Raw genomic sequence first — 25805 nt, forward strand, 5'->3', positions numbered from 1 at the left:
ATGAACGACGGTCCTACTATTTCTAGCGAGCCCAACGAGACCAGCCAGCCCATTCGGGTTCTACTGGTAGATGACCAACCGTTGCTGCGGATGGGTTTTCGGCTCATTCTTGAGGGCGAAGATGACATGCACGTGGTGGGTGAAGCCTCCAACGGCATTGAAGCGCTGGGTGCTGTGGACCGGCTGCAGCCCCATGTAGTCCTCATGGACGTGCGTATGCCGATCATGGACGGCATTGAAGCCACCGGTAAAATCAGCGCATCGACCTCTGACGCCAGGATCATTATCCTGACCACCTTTGACCTCGACGAATACGCGTTTGCCGGGCTTCAAGCCGGAGCCAGTGCCTTCCTGCTCAAGGACGTGGCGCCGTCGGACCTGGTTCAAGCCGTGCGGCTCGTGGCCAGCGGCGATGCCGTGGTGGCCCCACGCGTCACCCAGCGGCTGCTGGAAGATTTTGTGCGCAACAGCCCGCCACGCCCAACGCAAAGCCCTGACCCGCTGCTGGCGGACCTCACGCCCCGAGAGCTCGAGGTGGCGCAATGCATCGCCCAGGGACTGTCCAACGCCGAGATTGCCCATTCGCTGTTCCTCTCCGAAGCCACCGTCAAAACCCATGTCCGGCGAATCCTGACCAAACTGCACCTACGCGACAGGGTCCAAGTGGTGGTGTATGCCTACGAAACCGGCATGGTGGTCCCCAGCAATCCGGATTACTAGAACGGAGCATGGGGGCCGGTGAACAGCGGGAATCCTGGCCGCTTCATGATTGAATCGAACCATGACTTCTGTGGAACACATCCTGGACCTACGCGACTTCATTGACGCCTCACCATCGAGCTTTCATGCGGCAGGTGAGGCTGGAGGACGACTCGCAGGAGCCGGGTTCACGCAGTTGAACGAAACCGATCCGTGGCCCATACATGGGAAATTCTTCATGATCCGCGACGGCGCCATCATGGCGTGGATTGTGCCCGAGGACTCCACCGTCACCACGCCATTCAACATTCTGGGCGCACACACGGATTCGCCCTCGTTCAAGCTCAAGCCGAAACCCACCACGGGCCGCTTTGGCTGGCTGCAGGCCGGTGTTGAGGTTTATGGCGGGCCGCTCATCAACTCCTGGCTGGACCGGGAACTGCAATTTGCTGGCCGGTTGGTGAGCCGTGATGGGGTTGAAACGTTGGTGGCCACCGGGCCGCTGTTACGGTTCCCGCAGTTGGCCATTCATTTGGACCGCAGCGCCAATGACGGCCTCAAGCTGGACAAGCAACAGCACATGAATCCGGTGTGGGGCCAAGGCAACGCTCAGGACGAGGATCTTTTGGGGCTGCTCGCCGAGCGCGCGGGTGTGGATGCTGGCGAAATTGGCGGGTACGACATTGTTGTGGCCGACACCCAGCCGGGCCAAGTCTTTGGTGCCAACAATGAATTCTTCGCCGCAGGGCGGATGGACAACCTGACATCCGTGCATGCGGGCCTGGTGGCACTCATCGCCGCGGCTCAAGCGCCCCTTTCCGGGGTGATCCCGGTTCTGGCGGCCTTTGACCATGAGGAAATCGGCTCGGGATCACGGTCGGGAGCCTGCGGACCCATCCTGGAAGATGTCCTGACCCGAGTCTCGGATGGTCTGGGCGCCTCGGTGAGTGAGCGACGTCGTGCTTTCGCCAGCTCATTCTGCGTCTCGGCTGACGCTGGCCACGCCGTCCACCCCAACTATTCCGAGCGGCACGATCCCGCCAACCTGCCGGTGCTCAACGGCGGACCGTTGCTAAAGATCAACGCGAACCAGCGCTATGCCACCGACGGCGTGGGGGCGGCCGTGTGGGCCAAGCTCTGTGCCGCAGCAGATGCACCGTACCAAGAGTTCGTTTCCAACAACAACGTCCCGTGCGGGTCCACTATTGGACCCTTGACGGCCACGCGACTCGGCATTAGAACACTGGACGTAGGCACACCGCTACTGTCGATGCACTCGGTGCGAGAGCTGTGCGGTGTGGCTGACCCGTTCTACTTGGCGCGCATTGCCCAGACGTTCTTCGGGGCCGCCGTCTAACTGGAGCGGGCTGGGCCCACGCGCCAGCGGCTGTCCATGCCTAGAGAGGACGTGGATGGGCCCACGCTCGCCAGGTCCCCGGGAAATCGCGCCAGCGATTTATCGGGCCGGCGAGTGGGGACTAGGCGGCGAGGCTGACCACGAGGTTGATGGTGGTGGCCACAATTCCGGTGCCAAAAACAAACGCCAGCAAACTGTGCCGCAGCACGGTCGATCGCATGGCGCGAGTGGTGATGCTGGTGTCGGAGACCTGATACGTCATGCCCACGCTGAAAGCCATGTAGGCGATATCTGTATATTGCGGTGGCGCATCCTGGTTGAAGTCGATTCCGCCGGGCTCGCCGCTGTAGTAAATCGTGGCATAGCGCAGCGTGAACAAGGTGTGGACCATGAGCCAGGACATGGCCGCAGCGGTCAGGGCGAGCAGAGCCAACAGGAACCGTGCGGTCCCTTGCACGTCCTTGCTGCCCACCATCACCAGCACCACGGCGGCCAGCGAACCCAGAGCTGCCAACAGGATCAGTAGATCGCTGGTGCCCAACCCCGGGTCTTCCTCTTGCGCATGGTTGGCAGTTTGCGCTGCATCCATGGGAGCAATTTGAAGCCACACCGTGGCGTTGTAGATCAGCGCAGCGACGGCCCAACCCACGGCCGGGGCGAAGACCCAGGCGCCTAATAATCCGGTCAGGGCTGCAGCGGCGACTCCGCACACGAGCATCGCGGCAATGCGCAGTTGCCGGTGCCGGGCCCGGACAGAGGATTCTTGGTTCATGCTGTGATCATGCCATGGTGGCCCACTGGTTGTTTGCATTTGAACTACACAAGCCAATGAAGGCGCCCAGCTCTGCCATACCTTCGGGGCGCCCCGGCATGAAGTTGCTCAGTTCGGGGGAGCGAATGATGACGGCCCGCCACTGCCCGCGAGACACGGCGACGTTGATACGGTTGCGGTTCAGCAGGAATTCCATCCCGCGTGGGGCTCCCGACGGGTCTGCGCAGGCCATGGTCACCAGCACTACCGGAGCCTCCTGGCCCTGGAACTTGTCCACGGTGCCGACCTTTACATCGGGCAGGCCTGCCCGATCCAGCGTCTCCCGGACCAGATTGACCTGAGCGTTATAGGCAGCCACCACCAAGATGTCCTCCTGGACCAATGGGTGGGGAGCTTTGTTCGAGCCCGGCGTCCATAGTAGTCCGAGGTGTTCCTTTGCCTGTGCAACGACTGCCGCAGCCTCCTCAGGTGAGGACTGCTTATTGTCCTTTTCGCTCCCCGGTTTCTGGGTGACATAAATGGTTTCCACGCCCGGGGCCTTGCCATCGAGGTGACGCAGGGACGCTGCAGGTGCGGAGAACAGTTTCCCTTCGTAGCTGAGCCTGGATACCGCGGCGCACAAGTCGGGGTGCATACGCCAGGAATCGGCGAGGAAATAACCTTTGCCCTCAGGCAACGTGGCGTGGCCGGCCGACAACCAGCCCAGCGCCGATTCATCTACGGGAGCCGGATGTGAGCCCTGCGTGACCTGCGGCAGTTGCTGCGGATCGCCCAGCAGCAGAAGGTTCTTCGCGGCCCGAGCCACAGCCAAGGTGTTGGCCAGCGAATACTGCCCCGCCTCGTCAATGACCAGCAAATCCAGCGAGCCTTCAGGGACATTGGCGCCTGTCATGGTCCAGGCAGTGCCACCGATCAGCGCACCCTCAGCGCTGGAGAGGAGCTTGCCGAATTGCTTATCATCAGTGATTTTCCACGGGACATCGTGCGGGGTAGCGAGCTTTTTGCCCACGCGCTCCGGATCCACCCCGGCCTTCTCAATGGCTGCCCGCAGCATATTTTCTACCACGGCGTGCGACTGTCCCACCACGCCAATCTTCCACCCCTTGGCCAGGAGGTTCGCGATGACGTGCGATCCCACATGTGTCTTGCCAGTGCCGGGCGGGCCCTGAACAGCTAGGTAGGAATGGTCCAGGCTCAGCACAGCGTCGGTGATTGCCGTGATGTAATCGTGCTCCTGCGTGCTGTGCCCATCTCCATGAACGACGGCGGATGGGAGTTTTACCTCGCCCTTGAGACGAGGCTTTGCCTTGCGGAGGATTTCCAAGCCCGGATGTTTAGGCAGGTGTGGGCGCTCACCAGGCGCAGGCAGTCTGCCGCCCACAGTGGCCGCGAGTTCGGACAGTGCGGCCCGGATACTTGCGGTGGGGACAGGCTTGTTGGGCGCGATGGCGAGCGGGAGCTGACCGTAGGGCTGCACCTTGGTGGTGGATTTTTCGCTGACCAGGAGCGTGGTCAACTCAGGTGTTGCAGGATCGGAGACATCTTCAATAACTGTGAGGTTGAAGAGGCCACCGCGTCGCTCCGCACTGGAGCGGTCATCGGATTCCTCCTCCATGCCATCAGGCAGTGGGGCGTCATACATGCCAAACCAGGATGTTCCAGAGCGGAAATCGGAGCCCTCCGTAGCAGTTCCAGTGACCTTGAGCGTGCGACTTTCAGTCCTGGCACGGGGCTTGTCGGCCGGTTTGGCCCAGTCCGCTACGACCTCAACGTCTTCGATCCGGAGCATGTTGCGCTCCTCGGTCCAGGCATCCGGCCCCTTCTCGAGCCTGTCAAAGTGGCCCCACCAAAACTGCTTGTCCTCACGGCGGTGGTAGCTGGCAGCGGCAGAGACCATGGCGATCGCGTTCTCGTCGTCACTGAGTTCGTAGCCTTTGGTCTCTCGCAGGGCGGTAATGAATGTATCCAGCGCGAGTTCTTCGGGGCTGAGTTCATACGTGCCCTTCTTGTCCTCGTCGAGCTTGAGTTTGCCGCTGCCCTCGACCCACGTTTCGATTTCTACGGCGGCCCCAATGTCAAACAGCCAGTCCCGCAGGCGAAGGGTGGAGACGCAGTCGTACCGGTTGTAGTCCGTGATTGACGTCAACGTCGCAGCTGCCTGGGCGGCCTCGGCCGCGTCACCGCCCCGCCCGGCGTCGCGCTGTTCACAGTAATTGGCATAAGCCACCACCGAAGCTCCTGCGTCTTTCACGTCACCGGAGCGGGCATTCTCGCCCATGTAAAAGGGCTCGAGTTTCTTGATGGAGTAGGAAGATTCGGAGATGCGCACGGACTGCCGCACCGTGTCCAGCAGGTCAACGAGGAGACCGCTGCGCAGCCAATCGTCCACAGTGTCCTCTCCTGTTCCATGTAGCACTGAAAGGTTGCGCAGGGCAGACTTCTCGTAGGGCGCGTAGTGGTAAACATGCATCTCTGGCCATACTTCTCGGCGAGCCTGAACATATTCCACAAAGGCTTTGAGTGCAGCGCCTTCCTCTTGGCGTGAGTGCGCCCAAAATGGCTTAAAGACAAGTTCATCGTTGGGTACCGAAATAGCGTCAATGCCCTCTGGCAGGGCTTCAATGGAGCCAAAGAGGTACTCAAGTCCCCACTTCTCGCTGGCGGCGTCCTGCCAGAGCGGGTCACCCTCAAAGTCAAAAAAGATGTCGCCGGGGCTCGGTTTTGGCAACTTGCTGACCGAATCTCGCAGCATCTTGTAGCCGATCTCGTGGGCCGAGGCTGTGCCCCGGCCTGCTATGGCCGTGCCGGTGGTCGGTTCCAGCCTGAGCTGCATGCGGGCCTGATCGCGAAGGCGCGCCAGCGGGCTCTTGGCAGGCGGAATAGGTATATCTGCCAGAGCTTGGACAGTGCTGATGCCCTGTGCCATGAGCTTGCGGCGCTGGGACCCGGTCATGCCGTTGACCAGCAGCAAGTCCTGATGCTCGGCCACTTGCTGGGAGCAGTAGTCGCAGCGGCCGCAATAACTAATGCCCTCTTGCAGCCAGGCAACAGGCAGCGGCTGTGCCCGGTGCGCGCTGGTCAGCTTCAGGAACCGCTCCCGGTGTTCACGGTATACCGGGAGCAAATCCGCCATAGCGTGCTCGCTGTGCTTCCGGTTACCCAGCACCAGGGTAGTCACCTCATGGAGCGGAATCCCGTACTTCTGCAGCTGATCCCCGTAGGCGGCAAGCTGCAGCAATGCGCTGACCTTTGCATGCCGGGCCAGCTTGGTGTCATGAACGGCGTACGCGTTGTCATCCTGGCGCATCAGGAAGTCGGCAAAGCCCACCATGGAGCCGTCAAAGAAGGTGGCCTGGAAAACCACGTCCGCCCCAATACGCAGAGCCTCCAGCGTTTCCTCGCGCTTGGCTTCCAGCCCGGCCCAGCTCAAGGCGCCTGCCACGCGGGAAACAGACTTCACACCCTTGCCCGTTGCCGCATTCCACTCGCCGAATTCCTTTATGTATTCGTTCAGGATCTTTTCCTCGAAGGCGTCGCCCAGTTCGGCGGCACGTTCAAGCATGTCGTCCTTGGCAAAGCCTGGCTTGGCCGTCCGCCCAAGCTTTTCATCCAGAGCCCGCAGCGTCCGGTACTGGCATTCACTGGCCGTTACCAAATCTGACGCCGAAAAGATCAGCGGCTTGTTGCCCTCTGGGGAGTCAAGCAAAAACATTCTGTGCCTTCCATGGCGTACCTAGTAATGCAGGTCGATGCTCTTGAATCTAGCAAGACCCACCCACATTGGCGCTTTCGCGGCGCATGGTCGCCTGCGGCGCGACTCGCCAGGTGGGCCGTGCGCGCGGGGGCGCATGTGAGGCAAGATGGGAGTGACACCGACTTGGAGAACTCATGCCCACGTTCCGTTATGAAACGCACCTTCCCTTCCCGCGCGCAGAAGTGTTCCGATGGTTTACCCGGCCCGGCGCCCTGGTGCGGCTCACGCCGTCGTTCTTTGGGACAATCCGCGCCGAACCCAGCGACGGCATCAACCCAGGTTCCACGGCGGTCCTTGGCGTGGGTGTCCCGGGCGGGCTGGGGATGTGGCTTGGTTCCGCGGCGGGCACGGTTCGTGGCGTGCTGCCTGTCCCGTGGGCACGGCCCGAGCTGCGCTGGTACGCGCGGCACACCGAATTGGTCCCGGATGTCAGCTTCACCGATGTCATGGACAAGGGGCCGCTTGCTTCCAGTAGCCACACTCACACCTTTGTGGACGGAACGCCTGGCACCACGGTGATGCACGATGCGATGACGTTCGAGCTGCCCAAACTGGCCCGTAACGGCTGGACGCACGGGCAGATGCAGGCTGAGCTGACACGGATGTTTGCGTTCCGGGAGCAGCAATTGCAGGGTGATCTGGCGTTTCATGCCTCGCATACGGGGGAGCCTGCGGTGATTGCCGTCAGTGGGGCGTCGGGGCTGGTGGGTCGCCAACTCTGTGCATTGTTGGGCGGCGGGGGGCACACGGTTCTGAAACTGGTTCGGCATGCCCCACGGGCCAACGACGAGATTTTTTGGGACCCCGATGCCGGCGTGATCGACTCCGCCGCGCTGGCCCGCTGCCACGCCGTGATCCACCTGGCCGGGCACCCCATTGGTGGGCGGTTCACGGAGGCCAACAAGGAAGCGATTCACCAGAGTAGGGTCCGCGGTACCGGGTTACTGGCCAAGACTCTGGCATCTCTAGCGTCCGACGGCGTGGCGCGCACCTTGGTCTCCGGCTCCGCCGTGGGCTACTACGGAGCAGATCCGCACGCATCCTCTGAAGGTGGGCTGCCCGCGGCACTCGTGGAATCCGATCCCGCCGGGAGTGATTTCCTGGCCAAGGTCTGCCAAGACTGGGAAGCGGCCTGTGAACCCGCGGCTCAGGCCGGGGTGCGGGTGGTCAATGTCCGGACCGGCATTGTGCTTTCTGCCGGTGGTGGCGTGTTGCAGCGGCTACTTCCGCTGTATCTTGCTGGTGTGGGTGGTCCGTTGGGTGAGAGCCAGTGGCAAAGTTGGGTAGGCATTGATGACATTGCCGGTATCTTTGCCCACGCCGCGCTCTCTCCGGAGGTCACCGGCCCGGTGAACGGCGTTGCCTCACATCCCGTGACGGCCGGGGAATTTGCGCGCATCCTGGGCCGGGTGCTGCACCGACCCGCCGCGCTGACGGTGCCCGCCTTTGGGCCCAAACTGCTGCTGGGAGCGCAGGGCGCTGCCGAATTGGCGCTGGCCAGCCAGCGCGCATCCGCCGCTAAGGTCCAAGGTGCGGGATATGAGTTCCGCCATCCGGACCTTGAAGCGGCGCTGCGGCATATTTTGGGTGCCAAAGCCTCGCACTGAAGGGTGCGGGGGTAGTTGTTACCTTTCGCCGACGGTCTACCGAGCGCGAAAGGTAACAACTACCCCCGTGTGGCAAAGCGGCGGCAAAAACCCCGGACGGGCATCAAACCCCGGACGGGCATCAAACCCCGGACGGGCATCAAACTCCGGACGGGCATCAAACTTCGGACGTGAAGCCTCTTTTTCGGCGCCCGCTGGCGTTGATCCACCACGCTATTCCGCCAATGGTCAGGCCGCCGCCCACTAGGAGACCAAAGACCCCGAGAATGATGCCGCCGACGGACGTGAAGAGCCCGGTGAAGAAGGAGCTGAAATCAGAACCTTCGGTGATGACGGCGTCGACCGGGGCGGGGCTGTCAGCACTTAGACCGTCAGCACTTAGACCTTCGGAGCCGGAAAAGTTGGTGCTAGGCCCGGAATAGTCAGGACCTGGGGTGATGACGATGGTGTACCTGCCAGCCTTCTGTGCTGAGAAGGAGGCGAAAGACTGAGCCTTGAAGCCGCCCACCGAAGAACTACCGCTGACCTCGGTGGGCTCAACAGCCACCGAATTTCCGTCCGGCCCGATGACGCTAACGGTGTCCCGTTCTAAGCCGAACTGGCCGGTGGAGCTCTGCTGGACCTCCCACAGATCGTAGCTGAGGCAACCGGCTGAGGAGAGTTCAAACTCCTCGGACACTGTCAGGGCGGCAAGCGCAGCACTACCGGGCTGCCCTTGGGAAGTGACGACATTCAGCGGCAAGTTGGACACCATCGTGGTGATCCCAAAGATGAGCGCAACTATCCCGAGCAGCAGCACGGCAATGCCGCTGAAGGTGAGAATTTTGGGCCCGGTGGTCGATGCCGGTTTGGGCGGTGGAGGCGGGTACATGCCCGCCAGATTATCAGCCCGGCTACCCCGCAGCGTCCGTGACGTGCTGGGGAATAGCAGGATCCGGCGCGGTCCGCCAAGCGCGCACACCGAAGATGACCATCACGATCAGCACCGCCAGCGCCATCATATTGACCCAGAAAAATCCACCCATAGCCAACACCGGCCCGGCCATAGCTGCCATGCCAGCGGCAGCGAAGTTCATGGTCATGTCATTGGCCCCCTGCAGCGGGACTCGCAAATCCTCTGGTGCGGACTGAGTCAGCAGGGACGATCCGCCGATCAGGCAGGCCGACCATCCCAGCCCCAGCATGGTCAGCGCCATGGACATCAGGACAGGATCGCTGCCTTCCGAGACAACGGCTCCCAGCGTGATGGCGGCTAGGAAAATGCCGCAACCCAGCATGACCACGCGCATCGCGCCGAGCCTGTCGACGAGCCATCCAAATAACGGACTAGCGGCATACATGCCCAGAATATGGAGGCTGATGACTATGCCAATGATCTCCAGCGAATGCCCGTGCGCGTCCATGGCCACTGGGGTCATCACCATCACGCCCACCATGATGGCGTGCCCACCCGTGACGGCCGCGAGGGCAAAGAGAGCCCGCGGATTGTGGCTAGCCAGCCGGAGCGCACGCCAGGCACCATGGCGCTTGTTCTTTTTCTCTGGCTTGACTGGTTGAGGAGCGGACGACGCCGGACCCTCTAGTGCCGACCCTGTGCCAGCTGCCGCTGTGCTGGCGACTGGCGCAAGGAAGAAGATGGCAATGACGAGCGCCGCGGTAATGAAAGCGATCAAGGAAAAGACAAAGGGGCCTGAGAGTGGCACTAGGCCCAGCGAGGTGCCGAACAATCTGCCGGGTTCGGATAAGTTGGGCCCGGCCACCGAGCCGACGGTGGTGGCCCAGATAACGATGGCCATGGCGCGGCCGGCCTTCTCAGGCGGAGCGCCGTCAACTGCGGCATAGCGTGCCTGCAGCCCGGATGCTGTAGCCGAACCGAAGAACAACATGCCGGTAGCCATGAGCCAGAACTGGCCTAGTGAGGCAGCCAAGAGAACCAGTGCGGCGCCCACGGCACCGAGCGCAAAGCCGGTGCTCAAAGCCCAGCGGCGCCCGGCCCGGACGGCGAGGTTGGCCAGCGGTACGGCAGCCAGCCCCGCGCCCAGAGCTGACGCAGTCTGCACAAAGCCAGATGCCGCCGTCGTGCCTGCCAGTTGTGCGGCCAAGATTCCGCCTACGGCAACGCCGGAGGCTACGCCCAGGCCGGACAGCAATTGGCCAACAACCAGCACGCCTTGATTGCGGCGTTGGTGGGTGGGAGAGCTCATGAATGGATCCTAGCCGAGGGCCTTCGCGGCTGCTTGGGCTACGACCGCCGAGAGCGCGTCGAGTGCCTGTGATTGGATCTTCCACCGCTGCCAAAATAGCGGGATGCGGGCGAGGCTTCCGGGGAGCAATTCCACGAGGTGGCCTGAGCACAGCCCATCCCGGCAATGGGCTTCTGGCATCATGCCCCAGCCGAGGCCCAGTTTCACTGCCTCGGCGAATTGGATGGTGTCCGGGATGAAATGTTGCGGGCTGGAACGGTGCTGGCCGGTGACTTGTGTGAAAAAGTTGTTTTGCAGGGTGTCGCTGCGGTCGAACTGGATGACGGGGGCTGCTGTGAGTTGTTCGGCTGTGAAGCCCTTGGGAAACCACTGCTCCATGAAGCTGGCGGAGGCTATAGCGCGGTAGTTCATGGTGCCCAGCGGGGTTGAGGAACAGCCCTGCACTGGCGTTGCCGTGGCGGTGACTGCGGCCATGACGGCTCCGGAGCGGAGCAGGTTCACTGAGTGTTGTTCGTCCTCGCGGACCAGTTCCAAGTTCAGGCGCCCGTCTTTCGGAAGCAAGGCGAGGGCATCCATGAACCAGGTGGCCAGAGAATCGGCGTTGACCACGATGGTGAGGGATCCCCGGGTGCCAGTGTTGGGCTCCAGTTCCGCGGATGCGTCATCTTCAAGCTGACGCATTTGCCGGGCGAGTTTGAGCACCACGGCGCCGGCCGGCGTGGTGGAGATGGGTGCGCTCCGCAGCAGCAGGACCTGCCCGGCTTCTTGCTCCATGGCCTTGATGCGCTGAGACACCGCCGAGGCGGTTACGTGCAAACTGTGGGCAGCGGCGTCAAAAGTGCCGCTCTCCAATACCGTCAGGAAGGTCCGGAGCTGCTCTGACTGAAATCTGATCATTAGATTTCCTTAGGTAGCATGAAAAACATTAGCTGTACTGCTGCAAGTCAGTCTAGTAGTTTCAATGCTTGTGACTATCCTGAATATTTTTGCCACCATGACCACCGGGCTCGGCGCTGGCCTGGCCCTCATTATTGCCATCGGCGCCCAGAATGCTTTTGTGCTGCGGCAGGGGATCCGCGGGGAACACGTTGGTTTGGTGGTCTTGGTTTGCATGCTCAGCGATGTGGTTCTGATCGGCGCGGGAATCTTTGGAATTGGAACCGTGATCGCCGCGGTGCCTGCTGTTGTTACTGTGATCAGTTTGGCGGGCGCTGCTTTTCTGATCGCCTACGCCGCACTTGCTGCCAAACGAGCTTTTCGTCCGGGGGCGCTGACGGCAGGGGACCAGCAGGGAAGCCTTGGCCGCAAGGCCGTCCTCGTCACGGCTCTGACATTAACCTGGTTGAACCCCCACGTCTATCTGGACACCGTGCTGTTGCTGGGCACCTTGGCCAACCAACACGGCGAATTGCGCTGGTGGTTTGGTGCGGGGGCTGCCTTGGGCAGCATCATCTGGTTCAGTGCCCTGGGCTATGGGGCAAAGTTCTTGCGGCCCATTTTTGCCAAGCCCGGCGCGTGGCGCGTCTTGGACGGGCTGATTGCCGCCGTCATGCTCTTCCTTGGTGTGAAGATGGCCTTGGGGGCTATAGCTTCTTAGATGTAGTCCATCTCCACTTGGAGGAATGACTCTGCAGAACGGATGGCACCGGAGAAAGCTTCCGCCTCGGTGGGTGATTTTTTCGGTGTGCGCAAATACCATTCGTGGAGGTTCGTATGGACCCGGATCACCCCGCCGTTTGCAGGGGCGTAGAACAGGGCGAAACGCTGGACCGGCCATTCAGCAGAGGTCTCGATGCCCACCAGTAAGGCAGCGCCCAATGCTGGATTGAACCATTGGGCGATGGGCCGGCGCCTGTCCTCGAAGAACAACCCCGCCGCGTAACGAGCCGCCACTACGGGACCCATTTCGGCACTCAGTCGATCACGCCACAACGGCAGGATCTCCTTGTCATGGCGCTGCCACACGGCTGGGATCAGCGGCTGGCCGCTAGGGGTGCTCACGCTTTAAGTCTAGTGCGAACCATCCGCGTTGCCAGAGCTCTTTGACCACGCAGCGTCGGGGCGTGAGCTCCCCAAACACCTATTCGCAGCCCACGCCATCGCCATCACGGTCAAACTTGGACTGGAATCCCGGATCCCCTACGCGGATGGGGGCCGCTCCGGCTGCACGGACGGCCGAGCAGTTCTGGTAATAAGCAGCCGGAGCCGGGGCTGGGACCTGCACCAACGGAACCGGCGCCGGGGCTGCGGGCTCAACCGCAGGGGGAGCGGGAGCAGCCTCAACGGCGGGCGCCGGCGCAACCGGAGCTACCGGCGGCAACACCACGTGTTCCACTGGGGCGGCCGTCTGGTTCGTGGGAACTTCAATGGTGGAACAAGTATCGAGCACCTTTGCCATGGCGTCATGCTCGGCCTGAGTGACCCACAACTTGTAGGTAGCCTTAACGGAAATTTGCCGAGCCACGTAGTCGCAGCGGTAGCTCCTGTTTGGCGGCAGCCAGGTGGCGGCATCGCCGGCTCCCTTTTGCTGGTTGGTGGGGCCGTCAACAGCCAACAGATTCAAGGGATCGTTGGCCAAGGAGGTTCGCTCCTCCACGCTTAGCTGCTGCGCACCCTTTTGCCAGGCGTCGTTGAGCGCCACCACGTGGTCAATTTGGACTTCACTGCTGGTGGCGGAACCACGCACAAAATCAATGGTGGTGGCCGTGTAAGGATCAGCCAGAATGCCGGTGAGAACGAGGCAGTCGCGCGTGCCGGGTTTGAAGGTCTTGGCGGTCAGGTCCCGGTCCAAAATGTCATTGCGGGTATCGCAACCATTCCGATCCACATCCGCCCACGCCTGACCAAAGAGGGCCCGGTCATATCCGGTCTTGGGGGCGCGGCCCTTGATAGGTAGCGTCCCCAACACTTCCAAGGCCTTCGCGGCAAACGGTGGCTGCTGGTTCGACGCCAGATCGGCCCCTCCTGCGTCCGGCACATCTTCACCATCGAGGGGGGCCACGTCATCTGCCGTGGGGGTGGGGCTAGGCGTGGGGCTGGGTGTGGCACTTTGCGTTACGCTTTGCGCTGCCGTCTCGGACGCCGGAGCGGCCTCGAGCGTTGCTGCGCCGCCACATGCAGTGGTGACGAGCAGGACGGAAGCAAGCAGCGGGATCATGATGAAATCGGCTGCCCCAAATGAGCGGGCCGGGCGTGGTGCAGACAAGGCGGAGTTCTCCCCAAGGTAAGAATGGCGGTAACTTCCAGCCTATCGGTGGGTACTGACATTGCTTTGCCGAATTGGGCCCGCCACCACCCGCGAAAGGTGAGTAGTTGCTAATGTCACGCTCGAACATTAGCAACTACTCACCTTTCGCGGACCGGAAGGAGGGCTGGGAGGGCGGGAGTGTGAGGAAGAGGCGTGGGGAGGGTGAGAAGGGCGGGCGGAGAAGTGGCTACGCGGGCGCCACTTCGGCCAGGATCTCGCGCAGGATTTCCTCACCCGCAAGGACCCCGCGCACCGAGGTGAGGCGCAGATGGGGAGCCAGGTGTCCGGCGTCGTGCAATTCTCCGTGAATGGGACGGAACGCGAGGTGGGCAAAGTCCAACATGCCCTGATCCAGTAGCGAATCGCCCGCGGCAATCACGTGCTCGGTGCCCGTTCGGCGTGCCACTTCCGCCAATGCCGCCGCCTTGTTGATGGGGTTCGGAACGCAGTAGAGCTTGCGGCCCTGCACCGAAACACTCCAGCCAGCCGTGGCACACAGTTCAACAAGCTCCGCCAGGAAGGACTCGGGCATGGCATCGCGGTCAATGATGGCGTAGGCAAAAAGGTCCTCGGCGCGGCGCAGGCGCAGGATCCACGGCGCAAACTCCGGCTTGGACAGGTGCGCCTCAATCACTTCCAACGGTGCGCAGTCGGCCGCCATGTGGTCCGTGAGCTGCGCATTCCACGCGGCGTCTGGCACACCGTGATGCAGCAGCACCCCGCCGTTGGAGGTGATGGCATATTCGGGTAGCGGTCCGGGTAGCGCAACGCGCTCGTATTGAGCTTGGGTGCGCGTGGTGGCCGGGACAAAAGTGGCCGCCGCCTTCACGGAAAGCAGCAACTCTTCGGCCGCGCGAGTCATGAAGGACAGCGGGGCGCCCTCATAAACCTCCGCCACCACCATGGCGGGCGCATCCTTGTCCTCCCCGCTGAGCCAGAGCGAGTTTTTGGAGTAGATCAGCGTGCGGTCAAGGTCGCAGGCAACAACGTGGGGGGTGCTCATGCGTTGGGCACGGCCTTTCCATCGGCGCCCACGGCGCTCTTGTCGAACTGGGGGTGGATGAGCCCGACGCAGCTGTAGGGTAGACCCGGTACTTCCTCCACAGGGGTTCCGCGCTGTTCCGCCAGCAACAGGACATGGGCGACGTCGGCCATGGCCTCTGGATTGACCAGCACCTTCCATGGCACTCGCCGCAGCAGTACGCGGGTGGTTTCGCCCACCCCCGGCTTGACCAAGTTGACGTTGTTGATGCCGTACTCGGAGCTGATCCGCTCCACGGCCTGCCAGCCAATCCAGCTCGGTTCCGGTGCAGCCGCCTGGTGCTCGGCTGCCAGCGCCAGCACCTCCGGCCGGACGCGCTTGAAGTGCCTGCCAATGGCGTCCAGGAAGTCATTGGAGACATCACTGGAAGCCAATTCGGCATAGAACTTGGCGCCATGGAATTCGTGCGGACCAATATGCTCCACGTTGTACACGGTGCGTGAGACCAGTCCTGAAACCGTGGAATTCAAGCAGGCAGACGGGATTAAATAGTCTTCGCGGGTGCCGAACATGGACACGCAATGCCCGGGATCTGCCAGCACGGCAAGATCGTCGGGGAAGCGGACGCCGGAACTTGCGGCGAAGTCATCCAAGGCGGCCGTGAGCTCTCGGGAAATGGCGCCCTTACCCGTCCAGCCATCCACAAAAAGGATCCGCTCCGGATCAAAGTTGGCGGCCAAATACCGCAGCGCCGTTGGGTCTAGGCCAACGCCGCGCACAATGCTCATGGTGAAATGCGGCAGGTCCAGGCCGTGAATCTCCTGGGCCCAGCGCCGCATGAGGATGCCAATGGGGGTGCCGGCGCGGGCCAGTGAAACGAGCACCGGCGCGTTGTTTCGGGCGGACAGTGCCAGCTCCGTCACGACGCCTACGGCCGTGGCAATTCGCTCGCCCGCGCGCTCAACGGCCACTTGGTACAGTTCCTGGTATTCGGGGCTGGGCGAGTACTCTACCGGCAGTGATTCGGCGTAGTTCGCGGCACCGGACTGGATGGCCCGCTCCCGCTCCGCAGTAGGGGCTTCCAGCTGCAGATGGCTCAAGTCCTTCAGCAGCCAGGTGACCTCATCGGCTGCGTAGGATCCAAAATCCGGGCCGGTCAGGGGTGTAGGCAAGGCGGTCAGGCTCATGGAGCATCCTCTTTTTTGGCGCGGGAGTGTGGGGCTGGTGGCCGTCTGATGTGGAGCGCTCTGGATTGGGGCGCTCTGCTGGGGAGATGCGGCTGTGGGGGAATCGACGGGCAGCAAAACCACCACGACGTCCTCGCTTGCCGCCGCCAGTGCCACTGTAAGCGGGGGTAGCGGGGGAACGGAGCTGTGCAGCAGTTCCTTGGAGTCAGTGCCCGGCTCCGGGAAAGCCACAATGGTTGAAGGCCGTTGTCCCGAACCGGTGAGGTTGTAGGCGAAGCGGGGACCGGGGCCGTCATTGGTGAGATCGTGGCTGGCAAATTTTAGGGCGCCGGCGATGGCGTAATCGGCCCGGTCGATGGGAACGATGGGCGAGCGGGTGGTGGTGGAAAAACGCACATCGTCATCTGGGCGCAGGCTGTTGAGGGCTTGCGACACAGCTAGCGGCAGGAACATGTTTTCCTCACAGCCCAGCACCACCAACGGTCCGCGGCAGCCGGTCTGGTGCAAATGTGCGGCCAGCTGCTCCGCAATGATCGCAATGGTGGCTGGCAGTGGCGCGGCGACGTTGCCAAAACGGTCGCTGCGCACAGGGGTGACGGCGTCACTAGTGAGTCTGTCAGAGAGGTCAAGGATGGACACCCGCCCAGCAGCTTCCGCTGCGGGCACTGGCTCAGGGGCGCGGTTCACCAATTCCTGGCCGCGGCGCAGCACATCCTCGGGAAGCTCAATCCAGCCCGTGCCCAACGCTGTCACTTGGATCTGGCAGCCCAACTCCTCGGCCAGCGCATCAAAGCGCGCCCTATCCGCGGCGCTGCGTAGGTCAATCAGCGCGGCCACCACGTAAATCTCATGCGGCGTCAGGGCGTGCAGCTCGCGAATGGTGTTGATGACAGTGGAACCGGTGCTGAACTCGTCATCGACCAGAACCACCGGCCCGCTCCTCGTTAACCACTGAGGATCCGTGGGGACCATGGCGTGCGAGGTGGCGTGTGAATGCCCCTCTTCAAACCCGGCCACCGACTCCACCGTGGGGGTGGCATGCCTCGTCGAATGGATGTAATAAGCGCCCAAAGCATTGGCCACCAACCGCCCTAAACCGGTGGCCGTTTCGGCATAGCCAATGACGACGGCGTCCGGCACCTCCGTGCGCAATGGTGCCACCGCGGCGACGAGGGAGACCAGCGCCAGCTGCCGCTGTCCGGGCTTTCCCCGCAGGGCTGCGGTGAGACGCGAAGCTGCCAAAGCTACAGCGTCGGCACGCCGCGTGGAACCGCCAGGGTGCACAGCTGAAGGGACAGCGGAAGGGTCAGTGCTGCGCGTGGGGAGGGGCCCGGCGTCGTGCTTCAGGGCGGACAAACGGTCCGCAACAAACGCACCCAGCAGCTCGCCTGCTGCGATGACCAAATCCGGTTCGGTGGGCACGTGTTTAGCCAAGACCCGGGAGACCAGCAGGTGGGCCCGCTTGGGGTTCCGGCGCAGGGCCAGGCCCACCAAATCTTCGATGTCCACGGCACTGGCGGGATCGCTGTGGATGGCAACGTTGAGCTGATCGGCAACAAAGCCACCGCTCCAAATGCCCGCGCCCGTCTCACTCACGCCATGCTCGCTTCTAGTAGCTCCACGAAACTGATGTTGGCGGCGGCCACACCAAAGGCGTCGGCGCGCAGAAGGGTGCGTTGTGCCCAGGCCTGGTGCGGTTTCATCTCGTTCATTTTGTTGCCGTAGGGAGATGCCGCTGCACCGCCCTTGGTGTTACCGGCAATGGCCAGGGCATCCAGATACTCTTCATGGCTGACAACGCTCATGGCATGGACCAGGGCCACGTGGGTGGGGTGGATAACGGTCTTGCCGAGCAGACCGTTCGCCAGATCAAGCTCGATTTCCCGGATGAGGGTGTCCAGATTTGCCGTCATGATGCGTTGCCGCAGCTCAATTTCATGCGGACCCACAAAGGGGGTGACGCGCAGTTGCGGGCGCAAGACTCGTTCTGTGTTGGCGTAATGCTCCCAGACGGGGCCGGAGATGACGAAACCGCCGTCGGGCCGGCCCAGCACGTTCACAATGTCGCCAATGACGCTGGCCACCACGTTGACGTCATAGATGGTCAGATCGCGTGAGCGGCGCAAGCCGAAGGCGCTGGACATGTCCGTGGCACCAATTCGGACCGAGAGAATGTCCTCGCGGTTGGCTGCGAGCAGCGTGTAAATGTTGGTCAGCGCGGCGGCCCGAGTCTCGACGTGGATTACGGCCGGCGACTCCAAGATGGGCATGATGCGCAGCCTGCGTGTGTGAGTTGATTGGCTGCCGTCCAGGCCAAGCTCCGTCTGAATGGTGTGCAGCGCTTCAAGGAAAGCCGCAGCCACACCGGATTCGTTGTCAAACTTAGGGATCACAAAGCCGGTCAGCACCCCTGTTGCAGCGCCTGCACGGCGCGCCACCCAGAGCATTTGTTCCGGCGTTCTAACCCGAACGAACAGCAGCGGCAAGTCGTCGTCGCGTTCGGCAAGCACCGTCAGGGTGGCAACCACGTTTTCCTCGGCGCCGACCACATCCGCATCGGGGATGGAATCTTCCAAACACAGCACCATGGACACGCAACCCAGATCGCGCTGGCGCAAAACGTCCTTGACTAGATCTGGCCGGTTAGCGGGCGTGTACAAGGTTCCGCCGAGGGCAACGGCCTGCAAGGCAGGAGAGCTTTCGGGCGTCAATTCCACAGGAAGGCGGTGAAAAAGTGTAGATACTTGGGACGTGGTCAAGGAGCGGAAATGTCGCATTGGCCCTTTCAAGGTGCTACTGACGAAAAAGTATGGCCCTTTAGGTATGTATCCTAGCGGCCGTAGGAAGAGGTGGGTGCGCTGTGCGTCATGGAAAAGTCGAACTCCTGCCAAATCTGCAGATCAGACCAGTCGTGTGGCACCGGCTCGGCCCGCATTTCCAGCACATTGCCGATCCTGTGCAGCAACAGCACCATCTGGGTGCCGTCGGCGGCCGGCGGCAGTGCCACGGATTCGCCGGAGAACAGCCGCACACCCATAGCCGAGCTGCTGCGGTTGATGAAAACGGCGCGACGCAGTTCGCGCACATGTCGCAGCGAAACCAAGGCATCGCGGCCGTGGTAACCACCAACTCGCGGTTCCCTTTCGTCATGACGGGGGTCCCTGCCTTGTGGCCATCAACGGTTTGCCCGCCGGTGACTCGGCGCACATCCTCCCATGCCACAGCCGTGCTGCCGCCCACAACCAAGGTGCCCACCGAGGACTCCAACGGTGACAATCTGAGCACACGGTCCACAAGGTTCAGCTCGTAAATGTCACGGATTCCAGGAGCTGGGAACAGCAACCGGACCTCGTGGTCCTCATGTTTGGCTTTTTCCCGCTGGGCCGCCAGTTTCTTGGCCCGAGGACTCGTGGACGACGCCGGAGCCGCACCTCCCAGCGTCAGCCCGGAGGGCCGCTGCGTTCGCGTACTCGGGCTTGCAGCACTGGATACCGGTTGCGCGGCTGACGTCGGCTGGCGCAGAGACAACGACGGGCCGGCTGGTTGGCTGGCGGGTGCTGAGGCTGGCGGGCGCAGCGATAACGACGGGCTGGCTGACGCTGGCTGTCGCAGAGATAGCGACGGGCCAGCGGATGCTGCCGCCTGACTCGTGGCGGGAGCTTGCGCCGAGGCCTGAACGGAAGAGGCGGTGGGCTGGGCCGTACCCGGTTTGATCCGGCGACGTAGAAACGGCAAGTCGGTGCGGGGAGTTGAAGGATTATTCACGAGGTGGCCCTACAGGCTGATTCCGTAGTCCTTGGCCACGCCGGCCAGGCCGGTGTTATAGCCCTGACCCAGTGCGCGGAACTTCCAGTCGTCGCGGTGCCGGTACAACTCACCGAAAATCATGGCCGTTACCGAATCCAGCTGGGTGACTGCCAGGTCAAAGCGGACCAGTTCCCGGTTCTCGGCCGTGGCTACCCGGATGTGGGCGTTGCGGACGGCACCGAAGGTACCCTGGCCACGAAATTCGGGGTCAACATAGGCCAGAAAGATGATCTTGGAAATGTCCGCAGGGATCCTGCTGAGATCGACATCAATCTGTTCCTGATCGGCGGAGCCCACAAATGTCACCGAGGTATCGGCGCTGACAAGCTGGTTGAAAAACACCAGGTGGTCGTTGGAGACTGCCTTGCCATCGGAATCGCACATGATGGCGAAGGGGACCAGCTCGGCCTGGGGGCCATGGCTGGGAATGGTGTCCCATCCCATGGCCACAAGGACCTGGTCCAGACCCGGATTTTCAGCCGTCAGGGCCGCATTGGCCCCTGCCACTAATGTTGCCAAGATTGGCCCTCCAGACGCAATGGGTCCCTCTCTGATGCTGGTTGTTGAAGTTGCAGGGCAGCGTCCTGAGCGGAGAACTTATCCGCCAAAAAGCGCCCGTGCGTGGACAGTTCTTCCACAGCGCCAATACGGATCTGGTTCAGCAAATCGGCCAAGGTCTCCTGCAGTGTGGCCAGTTGTTCGGCGAACATGAAGGTTGCCGAGGATTCCTCGTCATGGTGTGCCGGAGGTAGCGACAGATACGCCTGCAGCGGTGTGGGAACGTAACTGCAGATCATGGCGTTGAGCAGCACTCGCTGCTCCGTGGAGCATCCCCTGATGCCAATGTCAGTCACGGCTTCGCGCATGAGATCACCCAAATGGCGTAGCTGTGAAGTGAGCAAAGGGGGCAGCCTGCTGCCCGAACGGCGCACTGCGGCGCGCAAGCTATCCACGGAGGCGCCCATTTGGGCGATCTCCGCGGCTACCGGGTCAACTGCCGGCTGGGCAGGTACTTGGGGCGTGTGGCCTCCGCCAAACCTGCCCCCCACAAAACGGCCAATCATCGCTTTACCCTTGCTTCGTCGTCGTACGTTTTAGCCTACTCGCGTTCCGACTGGCGTGAACGCTCCAGGTACGGCTTAGCCTTAGCCAGCCCGTCCTCGAGCGCATGCACGGTGCCTTCCATGTTCTTGGCGGCTGATGCGCGGAACGTGTCAATGGCGTCCATGGTTTCAAAGACGTTATCGAAGGCCTTCTGCAAGGTCTCCACGCTGACGCCGGAACTGGCCGCCTGCTGGTGAATGCGCACGGTCTGATCCTTGAGCATCTCACTGGTCTTGAGAATCATGTTGTTCGTGGTGGTATTGATGGCATCGATCTGGTCCAGCACCATCTTCTGGTTGGCCAGCGCCTGGGCCACAATCACGGCCGTGCGCAGCGCCGAAATGGTGGTGGTGCGGGCCCGGTCAACACCCTTGATCAGTTCAAGGTTGTTCTTGCGGACCAGGTCCATGGCCAGGTAGCCCTGCACCGAAACAGCCAGCTGCGTCAAGATGTCTTGGTGGCGCTGGCGGATCGGGAACAGCACGTCAGCTTCCAGCTTCTGCGCCTGCTCGATCTGACCTGAGGCGCGGGTAGCGTCGATCTTCTCAACGCACGCCGCGTCCAGGGCCTTGGCAAAGACGGCGTACTCGCTCAGGCTCTGCATGGTTTCCCACATCTTGACCTTTTCGCCGGCCAGGCTGGCGTTGTCCTTGAGGAGTTCATCCTGACCGGCCATCAGTGACTTGATGATGGCATCGAGCTGGGTCTGGGCTGATTCATACTTCTGGAAGTACTTGGCCATCTTGTTGCCGCCGGGGATGAAGCCCAAGATCTTGCGGCCGACACCTAGATCGGCGTTGTTGGGCGTCAAGGATTCGACGGTGCTGCGCAGATCGTTCAACGTCCCGGCAACCTGGGCCTGCGGGCCGTTGCCGCTCTTCTTGGAACCGGCAACCGAGGTGGAAGAACGCTCCAACATGCGGCTGGAAGCATCGGAGGAGTTTGACATTTCATCGCCGCCCAGCTTTGAAATGCCATCCACCTTGGATGTGAATTCGGGGCTGCGAGCATCCACCGTGGCGATTTCTGCAATGAACTCTGCGGCCTGACGGCTGATCTCTACTTGGCGTTCCGCGGGAACGGGAACCATGCCGGGGGCTTCTTCCGCCACAACAATTTCCGGGGCGTCGGGGGCCTTCAGGACGAGGGCAGTTTCGGCTGCTGTGGGCGGGGTCAAAGGTGAAGTCATGGTGAGATCCAATTTTCCAAGTTGTTGGAGGTTGCTGAAGTGCAGAAGTGTGGCTGAAGAGGGCCCACGCGGCAATACCGGCTCGTTGGGCCCACGCTCGCCAGGTACCTGACAAATCGCGTCAGCGATTTATCAGGCCGGCGAGTGGGGACTAGCCCAGCGGCACGCCGAAGTCGGTGGCGATGCCGGCCAGGCCGCTGGCGTAGCCCTGACCTACGGCCTTGAACTTCCATTCGCTGCCGTTGCGGTAGATCTCCGAGAACAGCATGGACGTCTCGGGGGCGGCATCTTCGCTCAGGTCAAAGCGGACAATTTCCTGCTCGTTACCTTGGTTGACTACGCGGCAGTAGGCGCCGCGAACCTGACCGAAGTTCTGGCCTCGGGCTTCAGCCTGGTCGATGGAGACCACAATGACAATGCGCTCAACATCGGCGGCAACCTTGGTCAGGTCGATGAGGATCTGCTCGTCATCTCCTCCACCGTCTCCGGTGCGGTTGTCACCGAGGTGCGTCACTGAGCCGTCTTTGGCAGCAGGCTGGTTGTAGAAAATGAAGTCATCGCCGGAACGGACCTTCCCGGATGCTGCGACCAAAAGCGCCGACGCATCTAGGTCAAAGGCCTCACCCGTGGTGGTGCGGGGATCCCAACCCAACCCAATGAGTGCCTGCTGCAGGCCCGGGTCGGTCTTGGTCAAAGAAAGGTTGTTGCCCTTGGCAAGCGAAAGTCCAGCCATGAAATCGCGTCCTTACGTTGTGAATTATCGGCAGGTTGCCGGATGCTATCAAAGCGATGGGGTGTGGTGCGCGAAAAATGTCCACGCACCACGGTGGAACTAGTCCAGAACAATGCCGTAGTCAGTGGCGATGCCGTGCAAGCCACTGGCGTAGCCCTGGCCGACGGCGCGGAACTTCCACTCTGCGCCGTTGCGGTAAATCTCAGCAAAAACCATGGTGGTTTCCGATGCGGCGTCCTCGGAGAGGTCGTACCGAACAATTTCGTGATCGTTTTCTTGGTTGATGACGCGGCAGTAGGCATCGCGAACCTGACCAAAGTTCTGGCTGCGGGCTTCTGCCTGGTCAATCGAGACAACAATGACAACGCGCTCAATGTCGGCCGAGACGGTGCTGAGGTTGATGAGGATTTGCTCATCGTCGCCGTCGCCTTCGCCCGTGCGGTTATCGCCCTGGTGAACAACCGATCCGTCCTTGGACTCGAGCTGGTTGTAGAAGATGAAGTCATCGTTATTGCGCACCTTGCCGCTGGCAGTGACCAGCAGTGCTGATGCGTCCAAGTCGAACTGGTGACCGCTGGTGGTGCGGGGGTCCCAGCCCAGACCAACCATGGCCATTTGCAGCCCGGGATCTGCCTTGGTTAGGGAAAGGTTGCTTCCCTTGGAAAGTGTCAAAGATGCCATGAGAACTGAACTCCCTTAATAACTAAAGTGTCACTTACAAACTAAAACGAAATAGCCTTTGGCGAAACCCTACAGTGAGTTTGCTGCCGGTTGGATCAGGTCCATCGCGGTGCGCCCGTTGGCTCGCTCGCCGATGGCAGTAAACTTCCAGCCGTCGCCTTCGCGAGAAACCTTGGCCATGATCATGGCGGTGTGGGTGCCTGAATCTGTCAGCTGGAAACGCGCAACTTCGGGGGCGCCAGCCGTTGAATCGTCAACGAGGCGGCAAAATGCGTTCTCCACCAGGTCAAAGGTCTGGCGGCTGTAGCTGCTGATAACAAACACGATCTGGGCTACTGCTGGGGAAACCTTGGACAGGTCAACCAGGATGGTTTCGTCGTCCCCGTCGCCTTCGCCGGTCAGGTTGTCACCGGTGTGCTGGGTGGAGCCGTCTTTGCTCTTGAGTTGGTTGAAGAACACCGTGTCAAGGGCCTTGCCGGAGCCGTCGAAGAAGATGGCCGAGGCGTCCAAGTCAACGTCAGCAGCCTTCTTTAGTCCACCAAATAGGCCACGCTTGACCGGTGCTGCAGAGTCCCAACCGAGACCCATCCGCACGCGGGTGAGGGCTCCGCCGTCGTTCTTCTTCAGTGAAAGGGCCTGGCCCTTTTGCAAACTAAGTCCCATAACGTTTAGCTCCTTGTTAATTAGGTGTGGAAAAGCTGGGGTTTGATGCTAGCTGGTGAGCTGGCCGACCTTGAGTTCAGCTGCCGCGGCACGCTTGTTTCGAACAATGGATGACAGGAACGCGGCGCCAATGAAGACGACGCCGATAATTCCTGTAATGACCTCATTGACCTCGATGCTGATGGTCAAGAGCAGGATAATGGAGAGCGCGCCAATGGCCCAGTGTGCACCATGGTCGAGGTATTCGAAGTCATCGAGGGTTCCTTCGCGAACTAGGAAAACCGTCAATGAGCGGACGAAGATGGCGCCGATCAGGCCGAGGCCAAGGGCGATGATGATGGGGTCGGAGGTGATGGCGAAGGCGCCAATGACGCCGTCGAACGAGAACGACGCGTCAATCACTTCCAGATACAGGAACAGCATGAAAGCGGCCTTGCCCACGGCCTTACCGACGCCCTTATTGGACTTCTTGGCAATTTTTGTCGCCTCGGCGTCGATATCTTCAGCGTCGAAATCACCGTCGCCGTCGACGTCGAACAGCTCACCCAGGCCGTTTACAAGCATGTAGGTGACCATGCCCAAGATGCCAGCGATCAGAACGTCGATTTCCTTGCCGGGGCGGACCATGGCGGCGGAGGCCACCAGGATGAGCAGGGCAATAACCATGGCGGCGCCGTGTAGACGACCAATGAAAGCAAGCGGTTTTTCGAGCCACTTGAGCCAGTGAATTTCGCGTTCTTCGAACATGAAGTCAAGGAAGAGCATCAGCAGGAAAACGCCGCCAAAGGCTGCGATTTGCGGGTGGGCGTCGTGCAGCAGGTAGGCGTAGCTACCTTCTGTGTGGATGTCACCCTTTTCCAATGCCAGCTGAATGGCTTGGACAGGGTTGAGGTTGGCGGTGACGCCCACAATCAACAACGGGAAGGCAACGCGCATACCCACTACGGCGATCAGAATACCGACCGTCAAGAACATTTTTTGCCAGAACGCGCTCATCTTTTCCAAGATGCGCGCGTTGACCACGGCATTGTCAAAGCTGAGGCTGATTTCCAGAACGCCGAGGATGGCACAGAGGATGAGCGCTTCGATGCCGCCGTAGAGGAAGGCGACCACAAGTGCCACTGCGGTGATCGCGAAAGACCATCCGAAAGTTTTCATGAACACGTGCTGACAAGCTCCTCAAGAGATCCCAAGAACTGCAACAGAACCAGGATTTAGTCGATCTGGATTCGGTCCCACGAAGCCTCACGGCGCGGGCCCGGATTGTTCAAACTCAATTATCTCCATTCACGCTACATATTCCTAATGGTTGGCCTTTCCAAAAGGTTCCCGTTTGTCACCGAAACTAGTGACAAACATATTGCCTGGTACCACTGACATTGGGTGTGTGGTGGAGTGTGGGTTGGCGTCCTGCGCTGAGCGTGGGCGTCCGGGGCGCCGCCATTGGTGCCGTGCTGGTCATTTCCGTCTTGGCCGTTGTGGGCGCTGTTGATCTGGCCCAAGCCATCCCGAATATTTCCTTCAGCGTTGGCCCGGGATGGTGGCTGGTGCTTGCATTTGGCATTGGCGCCGTGGCCTGGTCTTTCGCCATGGTGGGCCACGCATCGGCCCGAACTCGCGGAGTGGCAAAGACACGCAATGGTGCGGCCGTCAGCACCGTTCAGGCGCCCATTGCCCCCTCCACTGTTCCTGGGGCGTGGAACCCGGCTGGCCCGCAAACGTACGTCAACCAGAAGAGTCCGTGGGAACGCTGATAGGGCGCCCTGTTCGTAAAAAAGTCACACAGCAACAACAGCAATCCCACAACTATTGTGCAGCA

24 protein-coding genes are annotated in these 25805 nt (G+C 61.5%); 6 read left to right on the forward strand and 18 right to left on the reverse strand.

Annotation, left to right across the window (positions count from 1 at the left end; translation table 11 throughout):
• Positions 1-720, forward strand: coding sequence for a response regulator (locus tag AS189_RS02730; RefSeq protein WP_062286193.1), 720 nt, complete (start codon positions 1-3; stop codon positions 718-720).
• A 61-nt stretch (positions 721-781) separates the two neighbouring features.
• Positions 782-2056 carry a M18 family aminopeptidase gene (locus tag AS189_RS02735; RefSeq protein WP_062286195.1) on the forward strand — a complete coding sequence of 425 codons (1275 nt, stop codon included), beginning with the start codon at positions 782-784 and terminating at the stop codon, positions 2054-2056.
• Positions 2057-2177: 121 nt separating this feature from the next.
• On the opposite strand, the gene AS189_RS02740 is transcribed toward AS189_RS02735, so the two are convergent.
• Entirely contained in the window at positions 2178-2828 is a 651-nt protein-coding gene (locus tag AS189_RS02740) for a DUF1345 domain-containing protein (RefSeq protein WP_237759952.1), read from the reverse strand.
• Between the two features lie 7 nt (positions 2829-2835).
• Positions 2836-6540 carry a TM0106 family RecB-like putative nuclease gene (locus AS189_RS02745; protein WP_062286197.1) on the reverse strand — a complete coding sequence of 1235 codons (3705 nt, stop codon included), beginning with the start codon at positions 6538-6540 and terminating at the stop codon, positions 2836-2838.
• A 176-nt stretch (positions 6541-6716) separates the two neighbouring features.
• Here AS189_RS02745 and AS189_RS02750 point away from each other — a divergent pair, with 176 nt between their 5' ends.
• Entirely contained in the window at positions 6717-8189 is a 1473-nt protein-coding gene (locus AS189_RS02750) for a TIGR01777 family oxidoreductase (RefSeq protein WP_062286199.1), read from the forward strand.
• A gap of 157 nt (positions 8190-8346) precedes the next feature.
• Here AS189_RS02750 and AS189_RS02755 read toward each other — a convergent pair whose 3' ends face one another.
• Genes AS189_RS02755 through AS189_RS02765 form a run of 3 tightly spaced genes read right to left on the reverse strand, consistent with a single transcriptional unit; the run spans position 8347 to position 11290 of the window.
• Positions 8347-9060: a hypothetical protein gene (locus AS189_RS02755; RefSeq protein WP_062286201.1), complete on the reverse strand. Its 714-nt coding sequence runs from the start codon at positions 9058-9060 to the stop codon at positions 8347-8349.
• Positions 9061-9082: 22 nt separating this feature from the next.
• Entirely contained in the window at positions 9083-10393 is a 1311-nt protein-coding gene (locus AS189_RS02760) for an MFS transporter (protein ID WP_062286203.1), read from the reverse strand.
• 9 nt (positions 10394-10402) lie between these two features.
• Positions 10403-11290 carry a LysR family transcriptional regulator ArgP gene (locus AS189_RS02765; protein WP_062286205.1) on the reverse strand — a complete coding sequence of 296 codons (888 nt, stop codon included), beginning with the start codon at positions 11288-11290 and terminating at the stop codon, positions 10403-10405.
• A 64-nt stretch (positions 11291-11354) separates the two neighbouring features.
• Between AS189_RS02765 and AS189_RS02770 the strand changes: the two genes are divergently transcribed.
• Complete coding sequence (locus AS189_RS02770) at positions 11355-11990, forward strand: LysE/ArgO family amino acid transporter (RefSeq protein WP_082634003.1); 636 nt, start codon at positions 11355-11357, stop codon at positions 11988-11990.
• Here the strand turns inward: AS189_RS02770 and AS189_RS02775 are convergent.
• From AS189_RS02775 to AS189_RS02800, 6 genes are all read right to left on the reverse strand, one after another.
• Positions 11987-12394: a hypothetical protein gene (locus AS189_RS02775; protein ID WP_062286206.1), complete on the reverse strand. Its 408-nt coding sequence runs from the start codon at positions 12392-12394 to the stop codon at positions 11987-11989. The genes AS189_RS02770 and AS189_RS02775 overlap by 4 nt on opposite strands.
• A gap of 79 nt (positions 12395-12473) precedes the next feature.
• The gene (locus tag AS189_RS02780; protein ID WP_237759953.1) at positions 12474-13598 is read right to left on the reverse strand and encodes a GmrSD restriction endonuclease domain-containing protein; all 1125 of its coding nucleotides are present in this window, start codon (positions 13596-13598) and stop codon (positions 12474-12476) included.
• A 229-nt stretch (positions 13599-13827) separates the two neighbouring features.
• A complete protein-coding gene (locus tag AS189_RS02785; RefSeq protein WP_062286208.1) occupies positions 13828-14643 on the reverse strand; it encodes an HAD family hydrolase in 816 nt (271 codons plus the stop codon).
• Positions 14640-17405 carry a phosphoribosyltransferase domain-containing protein gene (locus tag AS189_RS20370; protein ID WP_062286210.1) on the reverse strand — a complete coding sequence of 922 codons (2766 nt, stop codon included), beginning with the start codon at positions 17403-17405 and terminating at the stop codon, positions 14640-14642. The genes AS189_RS02785 and AS189_RS20370 overlap by 4 nt, the downstream gene beginning before the upstream one ends.
• Entirely contained in the window at positions 17402-18526 is a 1125-nt protein-coding gene (locus AS189_RS02795) for an HpcH/HpaI aldolase/citrate lyase family protein (RefSeq protein ID WP_237759954.1), read from the reverse strand. Before AS189_RS02795 ends, AS189_RS20370 begins: the two co-directional genes overlap by 4 nt.
• A 113-nt stretch (positions 18527-18639) precedes the next feature.
• A complete protein-coding gene (locus AS189_RS02800; RefSeq protein ID WP_129587132.1) occupies positions 18640-18894 on the reverse strand; it encodes a hypothetical protein in 255 nt (84 codons plus the stop codon).
• Positions 18895-19119: 225 nt separating this feature from the next.
• Here AS189_RS02800 and AS189_RS19780 point away from each other — a divergent pair, with 225 nt between their 5' ends.
• Positions 19120-19455 carry a hypothetical protein gene (locus AS189_RS19780; protein WP_129587133.1) on the forward strand — a complete coding sequence of 112 codons (336 nt, stop codon included), beginning with the start codon at positions 19120-19122 and terminating at the stop codon, positions 19453-19455.
• Positions 19456-19583: 128 nt separating this feature from the next.
• On the opposite strand, the gene AS189_RS02805 is transcribed toward AS189_RS19780, so the two are convergent.
• The 7 genes from AS189_RS02805 to AS189_RS02835 all read right to left on the reverse strand — a co-directional run bounded on the left by AS189_RS02805 (position 19584) and on the right by AS189_RS02835 (position 25144).
• A complete protein-coding gene (locus AS189_RS02805; RefSeq protein WP_202814114.1) occupies positions 19584-20135 on the reverse strand; it encodes a TerD family protein in 552 nt (183 codons plus the stop codon).
• A complete protein-coding gene (locus AS189_RS02810; protein WP_062286219.1) occupies positions 20123-20680 on the reverse strand; it encodes a hypothetical protein in 558 nt (185 codons plus the stop codon). Before AS189_RS02810 ends, AS189_RS02805 begins: the two co-directional genes overlap by 13 nt.
• Before the next feature lie 35 nt (positions 20681-20715).
• The gene (locus AS189_RS02815; protein ID WP_062292817.1) at positions 20716-21909 is read right to left on the reverse strand and encodes a toxic anion resistance protein; all 1194 of its coding nucleotides are present in this window, start codon (positions 21907-21909) and stop codon (positions 20716-20718) included.
• 151 nt (positions 21910-22060) lie between these two features.
• The gene (locus AS189_RS02820; protein ID WP_062286221.1) at positions 22061-22642 is read right to left on the reverse strand and encodes a TerD family protein; all 582 of its coding nucleotides are present in this window, start codon (positions 22640-22642) and stop codon (positions 22061-22063) included.
• 99 nt (positions 22643-22741) lie between these two features.
• Complete coding sequence (locus AS189_RS02825; protein ID WP_062286223.1) at positions 22742-23323, reverse strand: TerD family protein; 582 nt, start codon at positions 23321-23323, stop codon at positions 22742-22744.
• Positions 23324-23392: 69 nt separating this feature from the next.
• Complete coding sequence (locus tag AS189_RS02830) at positions 23393-23986, reverse strand: TerD family protein (protein ID WP_062286225.1); 594 nt, start codon at positions 23984-23986, stop codon at positions 23393-23395.
• Positions 23987-24034: 48 nt separating this feature from the next.
• Positions 24035-25144, reverse strand: a complete 1110-nt coding sequence (locus AS189_RS02835) for a DUF475 domain-containing protein (protein ID WP_337589198.1) — start codon at positions 25142-25144, stop codon at positions 24035-24037.
• Positions 25145-25383: 239 nt separating this feature from the next.
• Here AS189_RS02835 and AS189_RS02840 point away from each other — a divergent pair, with 239 nt between their 5' ends.
• Positions 25384-25740, forward strand: a complete 357-nt coding sequence (locus AS189_RS02840; RefSeq protein WP_062286229.1) for a hypothetical protein — start codon at positions 25384-25386, stop codon at positions 25738-25740.
• The last annotated feature ends 65 nt before the right edge of the window (positions 25741-25805 follow it).

The sequence above is a fragment of the Arthrobacter alpinus genome, from assembly GCF_001445575.1.
Classification (GTDB): Bacteria; Actinomycetota; Actinomycetes; order Actinomycetales; family Micrococcaceae; genus Specibacter; species Specibacter alpinus_C.